This window comes from Algoriphagus sp., assembly GCF_030694375.1.
In the GTDB taxonomy this organism is placed as follows: domain Bacteria; phylum Bacteroidota; class Bacteroidia; order Cytophagales; family Cyclobacteriaceae; genus Algoriphagus.
In genome coordinates, this window is record NZ_JAUXYL010000023.1 from 37672 (window position 1) to 57424 (window position 19753).

The 19753-nt window shown below is 41.9% G+C and carries 15 protein-coding genes and 1 tRNA gene; 11 read left to right on the forward strand and 5 right to left on the reverse strand.

The genetic code is table 11. The annotated features are described in order from the left end of the window. The first annotated feature begins 203 nt into the window (after nt 1–203). From Q8M62_RS07995 to Q8M62_RS08010, 4 genes are read left to right on the forward strand one after another with little or no spacing between them, the layout of a single operon-like run. Nucleotides 204–674, forward strand: a complete 471-nt coding sequence (locus tag Q8M62_RS07995) for a nucleoid-structuring protein H-NS (RefSeq protein WP_304900698.1) — start codon at nt 204–206, stop codon at nt 672–674. Nucleotides 675–700: 26 nt separating this feature from the next. Continuing rightward, nucleotides 701–1276, forward strand: coding sequence for a hypothetical protein (locus Q8M62_RS08000; protein ID WP_304900697.1), 576 nt, complete (start codon nt 701–703; stop codon nt 1274–1276). Then, nucleotides 1273–2112, forward strand: coding sequence for a hypothetical protein (locus Q8M62_RS08005; protein ID WP_092731708.1), 840 nt, complete (start codon nt 1273–1275; stop codon nt 2110–2112). Before Q8M62_RS08000 ends, Q8M62_RS08005 begins: the two co-directional genes overlap by 4 nt. Continuing rightward, complete coding sequence (locus Q8M62_RS08010) at nt 2099–4549, forward strand: leucine-rich repeat domain-containing protein (RefSeq protein ID WP_304900696.1); 2451 nt, start codon at nt 2099–2101, stop codon at nt 4547–4549. Before Q8M62_RS08005 ends, Q8M62_RS08010 begins: the two co-directional genes overlap by 14 nt. 738 nt (nt 4550–5287) lie before the next feature. Here the strand turns inward: Q8M62_RS08010 and Q8M62_RS08015 are convergent. Further along, a complete protein-coding gene (locus Q8M62_RS08015) occupies nt 5288–6592 on the reverse strand; it encodes an APC family permease (protein WP_304900695.1) in 1305 nt (434 codons plus the stop codon). A gap of 122 nt (nt 6593–6714) precedes the next feature. Further along, on the reverse strand, nt 6715–7578 hold the full coding sequence (locus Q8M62_RS08020; protein ID WP_304900694.1) for a hypothetical protein: 864 nt from the start codon (nt 7576–7578) through the stop codon (nt 6715–6717). Nucleotides 7579–7711: 133 nt separating this feature from the next. On the opposite strand from Q8M62_RS08020, the gene Q8M62_RS08025 reads away from it, so the two are divergent. Further along, nucleotides 7712–8014 carry a hypothetical protein gene (locus Q8M62_RS08025; protein ID WP_305668074.1) on the forward strand — a complete coding sequence of 101 codons (303 nt, stop codon included), beginning with the start codon at nt 7712–7714 and terminating at the stop codon, nt 8012–8014. 171 nt (nt 8015–8185) lie between these two features. On the opposite strand, the gene Q8M62_RS08030 is transcribed toward Q8M62_RS08025, so the two are convergent. The 3 genes from Q8M62_RS08030 to Q8M62_RS08040 form a co-directional block, all read right to left on the reverse strand. After that, nucleotides 8186–8563: a GxxExxY protein gene (locus Q8M62_RS08030; RefSeq protein WP_305668075.1), complete on the reverse strand. Its 378-nt coding sequence runs from the start codon at nt 8561–8563 to the stop codon at nt 8186–8188. Nucleotides 8564–9353: 790 nt separating this feature from the next. After that, on the reverse strand, nt 9354–11912 hold the full coding sequence (locus tag Q8M62_RS08035; RefSeq protein WP_304900693.1) for a cation-translocating P-type ATPase: 2559 nt from the start codon (nt 11910–11912) through the stop codon (nt 9354–9356). Between the two features lie 287 nt (nt 11913–12199). Beyond that, nucleotides 12200–12739 carry a DUF4924 family protein gene (locus tag Q8M62_RS08040; RefSeq protein ID WP_304900692.1) on the reverse strand — a complete coding sequence of 180 codons (540 nt, stop codon included), beginning with the start codon at nt 12737–12739 and terminating at the stop codon, nt 12200–12202. 290 nt (nt 12740–13029) lie between these two features. Between Q8M62_RS08040 and lepA the strand changes: the two genes are divergently transcribed. The 6 genes from lepA to Q8M62_RS08070 all read left to right on the forward strand — a co-directional run bounded on the left by lepA (nt 13030) and on the right by Q8M62_RS08070 (nt 19751). Continuing rightward, the gene (gene lepA / locus Q8M62_RS08045; RefSeq protein ID WP_304900691.1) at nt 13030–14817 is read left to right on the forward strand and encodes a translation elongation factor 4; all 1788 of its coding nucleotides are present in this window, start codon (nt 13030–13032) and stop codon (nt 14815–14817) included. 276 nt (nt 14818–15093) lie between these two features. Then, nucleotides 15094–15465: a four helix bundle protein gene (locus tag Q8M62_RS08050; RefSeq protein WP_304900690.1), complete on the forward strand. Its 372-nt coding sequence runs from the start codon at nt 15094–15096 to the stop codon at nt 15463–15465. A gap of 58 nt (nt 15466–15523) precedes the next feature. After that, nucleotides 15524–16408, forward strand: a complete 885-nt coding sequence (folD, locus tag Q8M62_RS08055; protein ID WP_304900689.1) for a bifunctional methylenetetrahydrofolate dehydrogenase/methenyltetrahydrofolate cyclohydrolase FolD — start codon at nt 15524–15526, stop codon at nt 16406–16408. 78 nt (nt 16409–16486) lie between these two features. Continuing rightward, a tRNA-Leu gene (locus tag Q8M62_RS08060) sits at nt 16487–16570 on the forward strand. 92 nt (nt 16571–16662) lie between these two features. Next, on the forward strand, nt 16663–17205 hold the full coding sequence (locus Q8M62_RS08065) for a DsrE family protein (RefSeq protein ID WP_304900688.1): 543 nt from the start codon (nt 16663–16665) through the stop codon (nt 17203–17205). A 47-nt stretch (nt 17206–17252) separates the two neighbouring features. Then, nucleotides 17253–19751 carry an ATP-binding protein gene (locus Q8M62_RS08070; protein ID WP_304900687.1) on the forward strand — a complete coding sequence of 833 codons (2499 nt, stop codon included), beginning with the start codon at nt 17253–17255 and terminating at the stop codon, nt 19749–19751. Nucleotides 19752–19753: the final 2 nt, after the last annotated feature.

A 19753-nucleotide genomic window follows, 5' to 3' on the forward strand; every position in this document is an offset into this window, starting at 1 on the left:
ATTCACAAAATTCAATATCACAGATCATGTATGCGTACTTATTACTTTGAAATTAAAAATTGTTAATTCCATTTGTAAATATATTCAAGGATTGGAATGGGCTTTGCATTAATATGCTGAGTTTTTCTTTATTTTGCGGCCACCTTTGTCGCCCAATTCGACACTTGAAAATTAAATTATTAAAAACTTAATTTATTAAAATGATGAAACAGTCAATGTTCGCCTTTTCACTCCGAAAAACTCTAGTCCTGGCTCTATTCGCCTTGTTGGCCATGGGTGCTTGTAAGAGTAAAAAGAAAGCCGTCCAAACCGCACCAGCTCCAGCACCTGTTGAGCAAGTCCAAACTCCACCTCCAGCTCCTGCTGCCACCAGATCAGCGGAAGAAATTGCAGCCGAAAAACTTGAAAATTATTTCAATTCGGTAGCCAGAGCTAGCAGCGTGAATTCAGCAAACCAATCCATTCAGGAAACGTTAGCAATGTTCTCTAATCAGGAGACTCCGGTATTGATCGTTATTCATGAAGAAAATGGAATCAAGGATTACGATGAGCCTACGACCATCAAGAAGTATCTAGAATACCTGAAAGACACCAAGAAAAACCTCAATTACATCTCTGATATCAGAATGGATGCAAATGGTAAAGTGTCTGAATTGGAATTGAGAAGAAAATAACCATCACCTAGCAAATCTAAATTGACATGAATAATAAATTATTACTCTTCTTGGGATTATTCCTCTCCGCCTCATTGGTGGCGACAGCACAGGACAATATCAGCCCGGCTCGTAAGCAGGCGATTGATTCACTCGCTTTGGAAAAAGTGAAGGATCTTTCTAAATACATTTCCATTATCGGAAGCAAGGAGACACAATTCTCCGAAGCAAACCGCGTTATGGATAGAGCTGAGGAGCTTTTTGCTCCAGGTGCAGAAATGGGGGTTTCTTCTATCAATACGCAGGAAATCGCTTACTACAAAGTGAGAAGATACTTCGAAAGACTGATGGCACTCAATTATGACCGCGTGAATATCACCTGGTATGATATTCAGTACATTTCTGACCTCGAAAGACAGCCTGATGGACGTTATGTTGGTGTGATCACCATCTATCAGCGTTTTGAAGGGACGTCTATTGAAACCGGCATGAACTATAAAGACACAACCAAAAAAGACATCACGATCTACGTTGAGAAAAAGCAAACCCAAATTGCAGGTCGTACGATTGAATTTTGGGATGTCATGCTCGGAGACGTAAGAGTGACCGAAACCTCCGCATGAGAAAAACCTTTCTGATTTTTGCGTTTTTTATCGCAATCATCGCTAATGTTCCGGGGCAAGGCTTAGGCAGCCCCGGAACTATTAAGGATGATGGCAGATTTGCCGCTTCAACCAAGCAACTCAATCAATTTTTTAGACGATTCAACGGGGAGGAGTCCATAGACGGTACAGTTCGATTCTACCCGGGAGATCCGCTTTATAGAAATATTCCGCTGAGAAAAGGGTTTTTAAACATCCTTTTCGACAATCAAACTTCCTCGGTTTCCCCCGATCTTAAAAATCAGTTTATTCAGAACGCACTCTCTGAAGTCTATCCAAATTACTTGGTGTTCCACAGGGAGGGTTGGTATGCAGAAGTAGAAACTGATTTTATTTTCAAGGGAAAAAAGGAAAAGGCGACCCTGTTTATGAAAATTCAACCCGAAGGACTGGGCTATGAGTGGGTAATAGACCAAGTAAAGTTTGAGCCCTTCAAGAATTTATTCAACAAACCTGTCGGCGATAAAAAAGATTTTCTTCACCCTCTCAGTCACGAATTAGGGTTTATGAACCTCAGAAGGGCATTTCAGGACTCCAATTCACCAGAATCTTTTACCCCTACCTCTTACAAGCCGGATTATCTGGCAATCTTCTTGTATGAAATGAAGCAAAACAACCTTCGTTTCGTTACCGTCACAGGTTTGAAGTTTCACTTCTTTCAAATTCAAGGCTGGTATTTCGAAGTCAATCAATTCAATAGACCTGGATTTAATACAGGCTGGTTGATTTCTAATTTGGTCAGACTTGGTCCGGGCGATAAGGAGACTATTCTCAAATACATCTATGATCAGGAGTAAATACTTTCTCTTTACAAGCTTACTCTTCTTACTTTCCCTGTCAATAAGTGCCCAAACAATAAAGGGATACAGCAAAGAGCAGGTAAAAGAATTATCGACTAAAGTAGAAGATCAAGTCAGGTTTCTTGAATACCTATTGAACACAGTAGGGAGTGCACAGACTTCGCCTCGGGACAAGGACGTGATCATACGTGAGAGCTACCTCAAAATTTTCAGAGACGAAAAAGTCCAGGTGGAAGACGATTTGCTCCTGGATCGAAAGGTCGTTACCAATAAAGATGTCACGGCCTATCTCAAAGACATTGAGTTCTTTTACAAGAACATCGAGTTTAAATTTAAAATCCGGGAAGTAAAGCCTGCCCAAAAAGAAAATGGAGACATCTACTTTTTGGCGTCCTTAGACAGGACCATCTCTGCCACAGCCCTTTCCGGGGAAAAAGTAACCAATACCAAACCACGTTTTGTGGAAGTAAACCTTAACGAAAAATCCCAAGAGCTTAAAATCGTGAGTGTTTACACCACTAAAGTTAGCCGGGATGAGGAGCTGACTGCTTGGTGGGGAGCCTTGGATGCGCCATGGAAATCATTTTTCCGAACCAAATTCAGCCTTACCGAACGTGATACCGCAAATCTGGAATGGTTTTACCGGTTTGTCAGTATAGATTCTCTGGATATTTCAGGGAATAACAGAATCGTGACCCTGAGTCCGCTGTCCGAACTGCGGGACTTAAAAGTCATCAATTTATCAAACTCCAGAATTACTGACCTTGGTCCGATCTCCAATGTGACCTTTCTGGAAAGTCTCAATATTTCAAATACCGCTACCAAGGATATTCAGTTTATCAAATACTCTGATCGACTCAAACACCTGGATATCTCAAATACTCAAATTGAAGATATCTCACAGCTGCTGAACCTGAAAAGCTTGGTTTCGCTGAAAGTCCAAAAAACACCTATTCTCAGTTTTGCCGTTCTCAATGAATTTAAAAACCTGACTCAACTCAATCTTGCTGAATCCGGCTTCAACAACGCTGAAAATATCAAGGAGCTGAAAAACCTGGAAAGCCTCACCTTAGGAGGGAACTATATGATCAATTTCTCTGCATTGTCAGGACTTACATCATTGAAATTCCTCGATTTATCTCAAACTAACATTCAGGATGTTACTCCTCTGGCAGGTCTTGAGAATTTGGAATCATTGGATATTACGGGAAGTGGGGTAGCAGATATTTCTCCGCTTGAATCTCATCCTAATCTTAAAAAAATCGCTGCAGACGAGACCAAGCTTACTCCTTTGGCTGCTGATGCCTTTGTTCGTAAAAATCCCCGGATACTTTTGATTCACCATGTCAAAGATCTGGAAAGTTGGTGGTCAAGTCTCTCGGAGGAATGGAGAACGGCACTCAAGCAAAACAATCCCCTGATCACGACTGACTCACCGGGAATTGAAACCCTTACCCAAGCCGTCACGGTGACAGAACTAGACCTTGATAGCGCACAAATCGATAACCTGATTCCGATAACGAGATTTGTCAATTTGGCCAGACTCAATATTTCCAACAACCCGATTTCTGACTTGTTACCCCTAAGTGAGGTAAGGACATTGGTGAAATTGGAAGGAAAAAATACTTCAGTTGAAGATTTGTCTGTACTTCGTGAAAATGATCTTTTGGAATTCATCGATCTTGAGTTTAGTCCTGTTCAAAGCATCTTATCTGTCACGTCTTTGCCGAGATTGACTTTTTTGAATGTGAATGGTGCTGCCTTTGATCAAAGTGAGATCCCTAACCTATTGATCCAAAGACCAGATATCAATGTCGTCTACAGGACAGCCGAGCTCAATTCATGGTGGAGTAGTCTTGATGCGCAATGGGAGACAGTTTTTAGGAAACAGTTTTCGCTTCCCGAAACCCCAAGCACTGAACAGCTTCACTTGCTTTCGGCCAGTTCCGAACTTAGCCTTCGAAGTGTGGGGATTCCAGACTTAACTCCACTCGCTGTTTTTGTGAATCTAAGGAGCCTGGAAGTCTTTGACACTCCCATATCTTCTGTTGCTCCTTTGAGTGCGATGAATCTTCTTACCAAACTTAAACTGTCACAGGTAGCCGTTACTGATTTTCTGCCATTGTCAGGACTTTCTTTACTTCAGGAATTGGATCTGTCCAATACAGGAATCGAAGGTTTGGTGCCGATAAGCAATCTGATCGAGTTGAAAAAACTTAATATTTCAGGTACAAATTTAAAGACGCTTAAGGGACTTGAGTCGCTAAGAGACCTTGAAGAATTGGATGTAGCGAGTACAAATCTCAGGAGCTTAAAGCCGATTTTTGGACTTCCAAACCTTAAAAAATTGTCTTGCTTTAATACCAATCTCAATAGCCGGGCAGTCGCCTCCTTTAAGGCAAGTCATCCTGACTGTGAGGTAAGATTTTATTAATGATCTTTCAACCCGGACTATGCATTAGGTTTCGTTTTGAGGACAGTAAGTGCAATAAAATCAGACTCTTTGGAGACTGAGTCCGCCGCGGCGGATATGGTGATCCCGATAGCTCGGGAGAAAACAGAAACGTAGTGACTGATTTTGAAGTAATTACTGGGCTCAATAACTTGTGCGCCGTGGCGTAGAATTGCTAATGCATATTTCGGGTTGAATCTGCTGCTATCATAAAAAAAGTGTTATCCGGAAATTTCGGATAACACTTTTGAAAACTCCCGAAATTACTTCCGGAAACAATTACTCAGCTTCGTTAAAAAAAAATCCTTCAAAGCCTCTGAAACAAGCTCTTCAAAATTGTCGAGAGCTAAAATAAAAGGGAGGTAAAAGTGCTGAAAAAAGTCCCTTTAAAATTTTCTAGTAAAAATCCTGAGAAAAGTTGCTTAATCACCCTGATCAAATGTACAGCCTTGACCTTTCTTAAAAATACCCAGTACTGGGTATTTTTTGTTTTTATAGGCGTAAAGTTTTCCACAAAATTGTGCTTTGCCAATATTGATTTTAACCTAATCAATAATTTAAAAATAGTTGAAAGACATTAATTTTTAATTATTCTCAGAGCATTCTTTGGATCTCAAGTCATTAAGATGAACCAAGTATTTTGTGGGATGCGCCATGCTTAGCCTAAAATCAGAGACACTTCAATTAAAAAAAGAGGATCAATTTCCCGGGAAACATTCATTAGGCACTTCTTTTTTTTCCCAACCAATACAGTCCCGATCCAATTGCAATAAATAAGGCTGTCATCCAGATGGAGCGCTCACTGACCTGAAGCATCAGCCATAAGCAAGCAAGAATTCCCAAAACAGGGATAATATACCCTCCCTTAAGAATAAATCTTCCTTCCCCTTCAAATCTGGATCTCAACCTGGGAATAGCGGCGCAGCTCATAATATACAGGAATAGCCGGGATAAAACGGTCATTGCCGCTAATACGGTAAATGAACCGAAGGCAGAAAGCAAAAAGGCTGACACGCCAAAGAATATCACGGAATTGGCGGGTGTCAGGAATTTGGAATGGACTTCACCAAACCATTTTGGAAGGGATTTGTCCAGGGAAAGTGCGTAAGTCAATCGAGTGGAGGAGAACATTGATCCTAGCAAATTTGCAATCACCGATGCGGCTACGCCGATCATCAAAATCACTGCACCGGTATTTCCAAAAAGTGCTGCCGATGCATCAAGCAATGGCGTTTTGGAATCTGCCAAATTTGGAACGGCAGCCTGAGTTACCAGTTGAATTACCATGTACAAGATGGCCACAACCCCAAGTCCAAGCAACAAGCCCAAAGGCATGTCCCGCTCAGGACGCTTTGCTTCGCCAGCGGGCACCACAGCACCCTCAAACCCCACAAAAGCATAGATCAATAACAAAGCTGCACTTCCCAAATCTGAAAATGGCGGAACAGGGGTGTCAAAGCGCGGAATCACCTCAGCACCCAAAAGGATAAATCCTCCCAAAGGCAGCAGAATCAAAACCGCGAATTTGACAATGGTAAATACAGTCATCGAACGGATCGACTCGACTGATCCAAGCACATTCACCAAACTCAATGCAAGGCAAATGATCGCCAGAGAAATCAACCGACCCAAACTTTCGGCGGCTGCCGGAATGAAATAGGCAATGCTGTCAGTGAGTAAAACTGTATTGGCTGAAAAGGAAATCAGTCGGGCTAAATAGTATAACCACCCCCCCTGAAAACCTATAAACGAGCCAAAGGCCAAGGTTCCGTATTTGATGGGACCTCCAGTTCCTCGGAAGTAACTCCCCAATTCCGCAAAACAGAGAATCACTGGAAGAATCAACAAGGCGCAAAAACCATAGACTAAAATGCTGTATTCTCCGGCCAATGCTGCTGCTCCGCTGGGAAGCCCAAAGATCCCGGCTCCAATCAATCCATTCACGACCAACATCCAGATTCCCCACAGTCCCAGATTTCTGGGTAATTTTTCCTGGATATTTTCTGTAGTAGAACTCGTGATCATGAAGGGTTTCGAAGAAATTCAGTTGGATTGATTTAGAAAAATATAAAAATTAGTCCAAGGCCAATCAATTAATCTGATCAGGGGCACTACATTTTTCAAAAAGCCCAGGCTTCATGCCCAAGTTATACTGAGACCAAGTCTTTTGCGGCGCCCTCCTTTACCAATAGGTAGTTGTAAATGTAAGTCACTAATAGCACCATCAAGCCTGCGATCACTGCCAAAAGTACATTGAAATAGGCAGGTGCAGACAAGGTAAGCCGAAGGAAAATTGTGGCTAAAGCAAAGGATGAATACCTGAACAGATTCAAATATTTGGTTGTGTAGCGTAGTGAAAAAAGCAAGATAAATACATCCGTAAATATCAACAGGTTGTAAAATAGCTTGACACTGGAGATGAACGTCTGATTTTCATAGGCTCTGAACAGGTCATAAAACCCGATCAGGACAAAGAAAAAAACCAGATATATTGACAGTAGCTTTTTGATTTTGATAAAGCCAGACTGCTCTTCATAATTTCTGGTAATCCTAAAATGCTTTTGGGCCCGATAAAAAAGCCCTGTGATCAGGAAAACCAAAATCGCTCCAAAGGCGTCCGAAATAATCGGGGTCAACTCAATCAGGAAGTCCATACTCCAGTTGACATCTCCTAAATAGTGTCCGAATTCCTTGAATGCATCACGTAATAAAATCAATGAAATAATTTCAAACTGCTTGCCGACAGAATCTGCCACGGAATCAGGGAAAAGAAAAATCAGACTCATCGCCTCAAAAATCAGCAAAACATTAAATGCCAATTCAATGGAAAAGAAAATGTTGATTTTCATTCCCTGAGGAAGGAAGTTGAAATGTGACATAAGGGCTATCAAAAGCCCGGTCAAAAATGCGATTACGACAATATTGGAGATCAGCTTGTTGACTTTAGGACTTTCCCAAAGCAGGTGAAACTTGTCATAGGAATTTATCTGAAACTGGAGAATCTTTTTCATGGGCGATATGCTTTTCTTCGAATCACTTTGGTCTCAACCAAGCGTTCAAAGCATTTGTTAGAGAAGAGATTTCAAAAATGACACAGATTTGAAGTCTAAGTCAGCTGTGCACAATTAAAAAAGTCTCTCACAGATGACACAGATCATCACAGATTTTTTAAAGAATATAGCTGTACTCATCCGTGCTATCTGTGAGCAAAAAAAGTCTCTCACAGATGATACAGATTTTTCAGTTCCAATTTATCTGTGTTCATCCGTGCTATCTGTGAGCAAAAAAAGTCTCTCACAGATGACACAGATCATCACAGATTTTTTAAAGAATATAGCTGTGCCCATCCGTGCTATCTGTGAGCAATTAAAAAAGTCTCTTGCAGATGACAAAGAACATCACAGATTTTTTAAAGAATATAGCTGTACTCATCCGTGCTATCTGTGAGCCAAAAAAATCTCTCACAGATGACACAGATTATCACAGATATTTAGATAGGATATAGCTGTGCGTATCCGTGCTATCTGTGAGCAAAAAAAAGTCTCTCACAGATGACACAGATCATCACAGATATTAAAAGTAAAATATTCTGATCCAACAAGGTTTGGGGAACCTTAATCAATTTACAATTCTGATTATAGTCTCTTTTTCAACAAGTTTTATCGAATTGAAATTAATTAGAAGTCCGACCTTTCGCTCCGAAAGTCTCAAGTAGGTAAGGAGTTGTTTTTTGTGAACATCATGAAGCAAATCGACTGATTTAATTTCTACAATAACTGATTCTTCTACTAAGAGATCTATTCTGAACCCTAATTCAAGTTTGATCTCCTTGTAAATGACCGGTAGTGGAACTTGGGTCCTGACTTTTAACCCAGCTTTAATTAATTCATAAGCCATTGAGGATTCATAAACACTTTCAAGCAATCCCGGACCTAATTCATTATGAACCGAAAAGGCTGCCCCCCTTATTTTAAAAGTAATATCATTTAAGTCCATAAAAAGCAGAATAAAAGTTGAAGTAATTGAAAATTGATACTCGGATAAAGTAAAGATTATCAATGTAAAAAGTCAATAGAAAAATAAATATCAAATCATCTGTGCACATCCGTGCTATCTGTGAGCCAAAAAAATCTCTCACAGATGACACAGATTATCACAGATATTTAGATAGGATATAGCTGTGCGTATCCGTGCAATCTGTGAGCCAAAAAAATCTCTCACAGATGATACAGATTTTTCAGTTCCAATTTATCTGTGTTCATCCGTGCTATCTGTGAGCAAAAAAAAGTCTCTCACAGATGACACAGCTTATCACAGATTTTTGAATAGAATTTATCTGTGCGCATCCGTGCTATCTGTGGGCAATTAAAAAAGTCTCTCACAGATGACACAAATCATCACAGATTTATGGATAGAATTTATCTGTGCCCATCCATGCTATCTGTGAGCCAATAAAAAGTCTCTCACAGATGATACAGCTTATCACAGATTTTTGAATAGAATTTATCTGTGCTCATCCGTGCTATCTGTGAGCAAAAAAAAGTCTCTCATAGGTGACACAGCGTATCACAGATTTCTGGATAGAATTTATCTGTGTTCATCCGTGCGATCTGTGAGCAAAAAAAAGTCTCTCACAGATGACACAGATCATCACAGATTTTTGAATAGAATTTATCTGTGCGCATCCGTGCTATCTGTGAGCCAATAAAAAGTCTCTCACAGATGACACAGCTTATCACAGATATTTAGATAGGATACAGCTGTGCCCATCCGTGCTATCCGTGAGCTATTTTATCTTACTACGTATCCATTTTTCGAGCTCCACGGCATGAAATACAATCAGCGCCATTCCTCCGGCAAACGCCAACTCTTTTAGATTTAAAGCTTCCGTATGGAAGATATCATTCATAAAAGGAACGTAAATGACTCCCAACTGAAGGAGCATTGTTCCCCCCACAGCTAGTAAAAGCGGTAGATTACTCAATAGTCCCTGCCTGAAAAGAAAGGTGCGGTCACTTCTAATGGCCATCACGTGTCCGAGTTGGGAAAAAGCCAGTACAGAGAATACCATTGTCTGCCAATGCCAGCCATTTTGAATCGCCCAATACTGCGTGAAAAGCGTAACCCCAGCCATCAGCATCCCTACCCAGACGATGTGATAACCCACGCCTTCGGCGAAGAGACTTTGCTTTGGAGGACGGGGAGGACGTTTCATCTGGTCTTTTTCGGATTTTTCACCTGCCAAAGCCAATGCAGGAAGCCCGTCAGTAACCAAATTGATCCAAAGGATGTGAATCGGTAAAAGTGGATTAGGGAAGCCCAGAAAAGGAGCTAAACCAATCACCCATATTTCCGCACTGTTGCAGGTTAATATGTATTTGATGAATTTCCGGATGTTCTCAAAAATACGCCTTCCTTCTTTCACTGCTCCGACAATCGTAGCAAAGTTGTCATCCAGCAAAATCATGTGGGCAGCTTCCTTGCTTACATCAGTTCCTGCGATTCCCATAGCCACACCTATATTTGCTGCTTTCAAGGAAGGCGCATCATTCACCCCATCTCCCGTCATTGCAACATAATGGCCTTTCAGCTGCAAGGCTTGTACAATTCGAAGTTTTTGTTCGGGAGCAACACGTGCATACACACTGATCTGTTCGACTTTTTTGGCAAAGTCCTCGTCGCTGAGTTTTGTCAATTCTGCGCCTGTGAGCACGAGGTCTCCAGTTTTCCAAATGCCGACTTTGGCAGCGATGGCTTTAGCTGTAGCAGGATGGTCACCGGTGATCATCACGGGTTTGATTCCCGCAGATTTACATTCCTTGATGGAGACTTTCACTTCTTCCCTAGGCGGGTCGATCATGCCAACTTTCCCGAAGAAATCGAGTTCGTTTTCCAATTTTGACCATTCGGACTCCGGTTGAAGGTTTGGAACCAGTTTTCCTGCGAAAGCTAAAACACGTTCCCCCTTCTCAGCCCATACTTCTGAAGAAAGGGTAAGTTCCTTTGCCAAAGCTCCATCTTTTAAAATCCCGGAAATAGACTCAGATGCACCTTTACAAAGTATCAACACTTGATCTCCAAATTGATGGAGGGTACTCATTCGCTTTCGGGTAGAGTCAAAAGGAAGCTCTCCGATTCTGGGAAACTCCTGTTCGAGTAAAAGGTATTGTTTCTTGGAAATCTCTTTGAGCAAGCGCTCCACGAGAGCCAATTCTGTAGCTTCACCTTCCGGTTTTCCCTTCTTATCCAGGTGTACATCGTGGCTTAGGCCCATCGCCAACTGAAGATTGGAGAATTTGGGAGAAAAGCTCTTCCGATGGTCCGCTTCCAGACTGATCACAGACATTTTATTTTGTGTAAGCGTACCGGTTTTGTCCGTGCAGATGTAGGAGACGGAACCCAAACTTTCCACGGCGGGAAGCTTGCGTATCAAAGCTTTCTTTTTGGCGAGCCGACCTGCCCCGAGGGAAAGTGCTATGGTAATTAAGGCCGGTAAAGCCTCAGGAATCGCCGCCACCGCCAGGCTTACGGATAGCAGTAATACCTGAAAAATATCCTCTCCCCGAGCCACTCCTGAAGCAAAAAGCAATGCACAGATCCCGAGTATCAAATAGGAAATCACTTTCCCAAAACGTTGCATGCGTTGCTGAAGCGGAGTTATTGGGGCATTCTCCTGCAGCAAGCCGGCAATTTTTCCGATCTCAGTACTCATTCCAGTGCCAACCACCAGGCCCGAGGCGCGACCATTGGTGATCAATGTCCCTTTGAAAACCATGTTCAGCTGATCACCCGGCGCCAGTCCTTCTTTTTGTAGAGGATCAGCTATTTTATCGATAGCTACTGATTCTCCTGTAAGCGAGGATTCATCTACTTTAAGTGAAAAAGTTTCGATCAATCGAATATCTGCCGGTGTCATATTGCCGGCCTCCAAAACCACAACATCCCCAGGCACCAGTTCTTGGGATGGGACTACGATTGTCTGTGCATCCCGAATCACTTTTGTCTGGGTTTCGGTCAGCTTCTTCAGCGATTCCATTGTCTTTTCTGCACGATACTCTTGGGTAAATCCGAGTAATGCATTCAGTAGGATAATCAGCAGGATGATAATCGTGTCGGTCAGATCACCTACAATGCCCGAAATAACTGCCGCTGCAGCCAAAATCAAAATCATGAAGTCTTTGAATTGAGCTAAAAAAAGTACCCAAGCAGGTTTTTTCTTTTTCTCCAAAAGGATATTCGGGCCAATTTCCTGAATTCTTTTTGCCGCTTCGGAACGGGTTAGGCCTTCCTTTTGGGATTTTAGCTGAGAGAAAAATTCGTCAATAGAATTTTGGTAAAAATTCATGAAGCAGGAATCTTTTGACTCCAAAATACAAAGGAATTACGCATTTACCGCTTGTGATTTTTTTATAAACTTATATGTAGGTCCGCTTTCTTACCAGTAGCAAAATAAAATAAGGTTTGAAGTTCAAAAAAAGGAGCTACGCCACGGCGCACAGGTGTGGACATTTGACAGTCGTCTGTGGACGTATTGTCCGCCATTTTCCTAGCTTATTTTTTCTACTGGCAGAATTGCGGACAATCATATTTTTCAATCTTTCAATTTTTCAATTTTTCAATTTTCCAATCACCTCAATTTGGCGACATAAAAATTCGTTGTTGGTAATGAAAATTCAATAAGCTGAGTACATCTCCAAAAGCTTCTGCAGCTTTCACTTGCTCGTCCGGTACTTTTTTGCCTAAAAGCCGACAAAGCAAAAGTCCATAGATGCCGTTGAGGCAGATCTGAATTTCGTTGCCCGGATTTTCATTGGCTGAGTTGATTATCGCTTCCAGAATAAAGGGCTTCGCCTTGGAGTAGGTTTCGAAATAGGTTTTGTCCGTTTTCAGAAGTTTCCAATGGATTTGGGCAAGGTTTTCCACCAAATCTTTCAGCTCATTCAAATGTCCTTTTTCTAAAGATTTCTCCGCCTGCATCTTGTTCAGAATCCCTTCAAACCAAGTTGAAATTTCATATTTCTCTTCTTCCGACACCGGATAATGGGAAATCACATATTGTCGGATTTCATCCATATTTCCCTGATAGGAGCGAATCAAATCTTCCATTTGATACATGTAGATCAGGTATTCTCCGATGTTTTGGGATTTTTTCTTTTCGGCTATGGATTTCATGGAATTGGTTTTTGCAAAGCAAAGGTAAGAATTGAAAAAAGATAGCTAAGCAGATAATTTTAAGATATGGCTACGCCGAGATATTTTGGGCACCATACCTTGATATCTCACGAATTATTTCGCTACTAGCCTATCTCGCGAAGCATATCTTTTAAAGTATATCTCGCGAAGCATATCTCTTTCCACCATCTTTCCCAACAAATTATTTTAACAAAGTGTATTTGATGCAAACACTGAAACGGATAGACTAATCATCCCCCTTTTTCACTACTTTTGCGACACGAATAGCTATGAAAAACATAAGAAATTTCTGTATCATCGCCCATATCGATCATGGGAAGAGTACATTGGCGGATAGGTTATTGCAGACAACAAACACGGTTTCAGACCGGGATATGCAAAACCAGTTGTTGGATAACATGGATTTGGAACGAGAGCGTGGTATCACGATTAAGTCTCACGCGATCCAAATGAAATACACCTACGAAGGCGAGGAATACATCCTCAACCTGATCGATACGCCCGGACACGTTGATTTTTCCTATGAAGTTTCCCGGTCAATTGCAGCTTGTGAAGGCGCACTTTTGATTGTGGATGCTTCGCAAGGGGTGGAAGCCCAGACGATTTCAAATCTTTATTTGGCACTGAACCATGATTTGGAAATCATCCCTGTTTTGAATAAGATAGATTTACCCGGTGCAGATCCCGAAACTGTCGCTGATGAGGTGATTGATCTGATCGGTTGTAAAAGAGAAGATATTATTTTGGCCTCCGGCAAAGCAGGTTTGGGTATTGAGGACATTCTCAAAGCTGTGGTCACCAGAATACCGGCTCCAAAAGGTGATCCGGACGCACCACTTCAGGCGATGATTTTTGATTCAGTGTACAATCCCTTCCGCGGTGTTGAGGTGATTTTTAGGATATTCAATGGCACCTTTAGCAAAGGAGATAAAATCAAATTTGTCAATACAGGCAAGGAATACGAGGCAGATGAAATCGGGATTTTGGGATTGAACCAAATTCCACAGCAAACCATGAGTGCCGGTAACGTAGGCTACCTGATCTCAGGAGTAAAGGTGGCTAAGGAAATCAAAGTGGGTGATACGATCACCCATGTCAAACGTCCATGCGAGGCTGCAATTCAAGGATTTGAAAACGTAAAACCGATGGTGTTTGCCGGGATTTACCCGGTGGAGACCACCGACTATGAGGAGCTTCGCTACTCGATGGAGAAACTCCAATTGAATGATGCATCGTTGGTTTGGGAACCTGAAACTTCCATGGCTTTGGGCTTTGGATTTCGCTGCGGATTCTTGGGAATGCTCCATATGGAGATCATTCAGGAGCGTTTGGAGCGTGAATTCGATATGACGGTGATCACCACTGTTCCCTCGGTGCAGTTCAAAGCCCTCATGACCAACGATACCTATCAGCTCATCAATGCACCCTCTGATATGCCGGATCCTACGCGGATGAAACATATCGAAGAGCCCTATGTAAAAGCTTCCATCATTACCGCATCAGAATATGTCGGAGCAGTGATTACACTTTGTATGGATAAGCGTGGGTTGATCAAGAATCAGGTTTATCTGACAGCTGAGCGAGTAGAACTTTCTTTTGATATGCCTTTGGCTGAGATTGTTTTTGATTTCTTTGACAAGCTGAAAACCATCTCAAGAGGCTACGCTTCTTTGGATTATGAGTTGATTGGATACCGGATTTCCAACATGGTGCGATTGGATGTGATGCTTAACGCGGAGCCGGTTGACGCCTTGTCCGCAGTAGTTCACCGGGATAAAGCATACGATTGGGGCAGAAGACTTTGTGAGAAACTGAAGGATTTGGTTCCAAGACAAATGTTTGAAATCGCCATCCAGGCGGCTATTGGTCAGAAGATCATTGCCAGAGAAACCGTAAAGGCCATGCGTAAAAACGTATTGGCAAAATGCTACGGGGGTGATATTTCGCGTAAGCGTAAACTCCTCGAAAAGCAGAAAAAAGGAAAGAAGCGAATGAGACAAGTCGGCAATGTCGAGATCCCTCAGGAGGCCTTTATGGCAGTGTTGAAATTAGATTAAGGAATTTACAATACGAGGTCGATTCTTCATTATTCGATGCTCGATATTAATTTGATTTAAGTTCATTATCTTATCATTCGATACTAACTGAAATTTTGATTTACGATACAGCTACTTCATCATTCGACATTCATCATTCGATGTTCGATATTTAATTTACTTATACTTTACTAATTCAGTAAAGGCTTGTTCTTAAAAATTAGGCAATCATCTTCGATATTAATTTTGATTTCGAAATTTAGTATTCATTATTTCCATGTCTTAAATCATTAGAAGATGGATCGAAAATATGACCTTGAAGAAAGATTGATTGATTTTGCTTCGGAAATCATAATTTTCACTGACACAATGGTGAACTCCAAGGCAGGAAATCACATGGCAGGTCAGCTTTTGCGGAGTGGAACTAGTCCCGCTTTAAATTATGGCGAAGCCCAATCTGGTGAATCCAGAAGAGACTTTATACATAAATTGAAAGTGATTTTGAAAGAGCTAAGAGAAAGTAGAGTCGCTTTGAAAATTATAGAAAAAGCTAAACTTCATCCAGATTTAGCATTCCTAGAAAGACTTAAAAATGAGAACAATCAGCTTATTTCGATCTTCGTGAAAAGCGTTGGGACAGCAGAAAAAAATAATCAAGATCAAATTTAAAAATAATGAACATCGAATTCTGAATGTTGAATGTCGAAGTTTAGAAAAACAAGAGATCATGCCTACAATCATCGACGGAAAACAAACCGCCCAAGAAATCAAGTCAGAAATCGCTGTCCGTGTAGCTGAAATCAAAGCTAAAGGCGGAAAAACCCCGCATTTGGCAGCAGTGTTGGTGGGAAGTGATGGGGCAAGCCAAACCTATGTAGGTGCAAAAGTAAAAGCCTGTGAAGAAGTGGGCTTCAAATCCACGCTAGTCCGTCTGGAATCTGATGTAACTGAGGAAGATCTCCTCAACATGGTGGAGGACATCAACAATAACCCGGATATCGACGGATTGATTGTTCAGCTGCCGCTTCCTAAGCATATTTCCGTTGACAAAGTCACCAATAAAATCAGGCCCGAAAAAGATGTCGATGGATTCACCCCGGCAAACGTTGGTCGGATGACTTTGAATTGGCCTGCCTATGTAGCAGCAACTCCCTACGGAATTGTGGAATTATTGAAAAGATATGAGATCGAAACTGCCGGCAAACACTGCGTAGTCATTGGTCGAAGCCATATTGTGGGCAGCCCTATGAGTATCTTGATGGCTAGAAATGGCTATCCCGGAAATGCAACGGTGACCCTGACTCACAGCAAAACTCAAAATCTTCCTGAAATCTGCCGATCTGCCGATATTTTAATTGTAGCGATTGGAAAGCCTGAATTTGTAACTGCGGACATGGTGAAGCCAGGTGCTGTGGTGATTGATGTGGGAATTCACCGCATCGAAGACGCTTCCAAGAAGTCAGGGTTCCGATTGATCGGAGATGTTAAATTTGATGAAGTAGCAGAAAAAGCAGCAGCAATCACACCTGTTCCCGGTGGAGTAGGACCTATGACCATCGCCGCGCTGCTTTACAACACGCTTCAATCAGCTGAAAAGAAGGTTTTTGGATAAATTGGAAAAAAAGTAAAGAAATCCCTGATTCCGGTTTGTTTCAATTGGCTTGGATTTCTACTTTTGCAGACCCTAACCGCGCACGTGGTGAAATTGGTAGACACGCCACTTTGAGGGGGTGGTGCCCTTACGGGTGTGGAAGTTCGAATCTTCTCGTGCGCACAAAGCCTAATCGTTCTTCGGTTAGGCTTTTTTTTTACTAACGGACTTTTTGAAGTTTGATTTTTAGTTACTTTTCGCCAAAATTCTTCCTGATGCGAACTATCCTTAAATTCACGCTACCTGTTTTTTTCCTTTTCCTTGCTGTGCAGTCTCAAGCCCAGACTCCCCAATTCCCCATTGTCAAAGGATTTGGAGGGATTTATGAAATTGCTGACGCAAAAGAACGGCCTGATCCAACTTTGGAATATAAAATTATTGTAGACCTTACTTCAGCCGCTGAAGACAACAAGGAGATCTCCCGCTGGGTGGACAATGTCGCACGAATGATGAATCTTCACGGACTTGCGGGAGTGCCAAAGGACAAAATGAAAGTGAAAGTCATCATTCATGGCGGCGCTATTTTCACTTTGCTCAATGATGAGAATTATCAAAAAAAGTTTGAAGTAGCCAACCCCAATCTTAAAGTTTATGAGGCTTTGAAAGAAGCTGGAGCGGATGTTTATGTATGTGGACAATCCCTGGTCGCTCGGAATCTTAAAACTGCAGATCTTTGGCCGGGAGTTACGATTGCACATTCTGCCTTGACTACCATCACTACCTACGTTCCCCAAGGGTATGTTTTATTGAAGTTCTGACAAGCTTGGAATAATTATTGAATAATTGAGGGCTCCTACCTAAATGTATGAAGCCCTTTAAATCAATTATTTCTACTGGAAAGAAAGTAGCCGCCGGATTTTTTTTGGCTACGTTTATTCTCGTTAGTGTTGCGGGCCTGACTTATTATACCTTAAATCAATTAGAGGATTCCGTCAGACAGTTGGCACAGCCCAACAAAAAGTTGGAACTCCTGAATAACCTTCAATCTGAGATTTTTAGAATTACCCGTGTTGGAGGAGATAACCTAAGGACCGATGCCCGTGTCAATGACTCCACAATCGCTCAGCTTCAGATTAAGCTTGATCAGCTTGACACCTTGGCTGTCGATACCTTGGAAAAGCAAAGTGTTCAAATCATCAGAGATAATCTCGCTGTTCTGATCAATGGCTTTGTAGACTTGTATGAAGTCAAAAGAAATCTTGCCACCCGGAATTTTTCTCAGGAAGCACTCAACAAGGTGGAAATTGGAATCCGCCGCCGTGCTCAAAATCTGGAGTATAGGCCCTTGAGGGAATTAAACCCTAAAAAATTTATATACAACGAACTTCAGGAACAAACTAACAGCCGTCAGGAGCTGAGGACAGGGATTATTTCCAGAGACGAGGATCGTTTGATCACATATTTGAAAAAACTGCGGGATGAGAATGCACAAAACTCCTTGCCATCCTCGCAAACTCAAAATTTGGACAGTGTCCTGTATTCCTTGCGGGGAGTGATCAACAAGATTTACAAAGAGGAGACTTTCCAGCGACAAAAATTGGCCACTTTGGAAGCCTCACTTTCCCAAAAACAAAATGAAATTGGAACCACGATCCAAACGTTGATTGCAGATCTTCAATCCAAAGCGATTTTGGCGTCGAATGAGCAAAGTGAACAGGCCTCGGGGCTCGTCTTCGATGTTACTTTTTTCTTGATTATCGTGGTAATTATTGCGGTTTTGGGAACCGCTTTTCTTGTGCTCTCCATTCTGAAGGAAATCAACATCAACAAAACTTACCAGGAAGATTTAGAGGTATCACGGAAAAAGTCGGATCAACTGGCGAAATCCAAGCAGGAGTTTTTGGCTAACATGAGCCATGAAATCCGTAATCCATTGCACGTAATTCAGGGTTACAGAGCGATTTTGGAAAAGTCATCCCTGGAATCAAATCAGCAGACACATTTGAAAATGATCGGTTTTGCCTCCGATACCCTGATGGAGATAGTCGATGACATTCTTGATTTTTCAAAGTTGGAAGCAGGAAAGCTAAAGTTGGAAAAACACCCATTTGACCCATTGGAGCTTTTTGGGGCAATTCAGAGTTTCTTTGAGTTGACAGCAAAAGACAAAAAGTTGGAATTTTTATGGCATTTGGAACTGCCTGATGCGCAATGGTTGGTTGGTGATGCCTTAAGAATCAAACAGGTCATGAATAATCTCCTCAGCAATGCATTCAAATTTACTCAGGAAGGAAAAGTAGAAGTTGGTGTGAAATGGGCGGAAAATCAACTGGAGATCAGCATTCAGGATTCAGGTATCGGGATGAATCCGGAGGAGCTTGTCAAAGTTTTCCAGGAATTTGATCAGGCGGATGCCTCGATTTCCAGAAAATTTGGAGGAACTGGCTTGGGCTTGGCGATCGTTCAGCGCTTGGTTACCCTGATGGAAGGGGAACTCAATGCTGAAAGTGTCCCGGGTATCGGGACCACGATGAGGATCGTAATTCCTATGGAATTGACATCTGTCCAGATTGTCCCAGAAATCCCCGCAGAAGGTAAATTCATTGACTTATCAGGATTGAATATTATGGTAATCGATGATGATCGGGTTGGTCTGAAGTATTTGGAGACAGTGTTGCGCTATTTCGGAGCCAATGTGATTTCTTTTCCGGGAGGTCGCTTTTTTAGGGATGATTTTGAGCCAATAGCTTTGGATTTGGCTATGATCGATATACAAATGCCTGAATTTTCAGGGTTTGATGTGGCAAAATCAATCCGGAATTTCCCCAAATTCAAAAAATTACCGCTGTTGGCTATGACTGCAAATGTCTTTGTGGAGGAGAAAGAGAGACTAGTTGCAGAAGGCTTTGATGAATTGATTTTGAAGCCTTTTCAGGAGAAAAAGCTTATTTCGGTTCTCGGTAATTTTTTCCCGGAACGTTTGAAGGTTGCCGTTCAGGAGTTAGACCAAGTGGAAATTACTGCTGAAGTTGTTAACCTTTCCGATTTGGATAAATTTTGCATGGGAGATCAAGAATTACTGGCCGATATTATCCGTGATCTTATCCGTGAGACCGAGACAGATTTACAAAAAATCACACGGGCAAGACTGAATGATCGCTGGTCTGAAATCCTCGAAATCTGCCATCAATTAGGGAGTAGACTGGGCCAAATCAAAAGCCAAGCCGGACCTATTGCGCGCAAAATTGAAAACAACCTAAAACTTAACAACCAGCAGGGCATTCAGGAGATGCTCAATCAGCTGGACGCGGAGACACGGAGAACTCTGCTAGTGCTGAAGGACAAAATTTCAGAAATGGTCTGAGA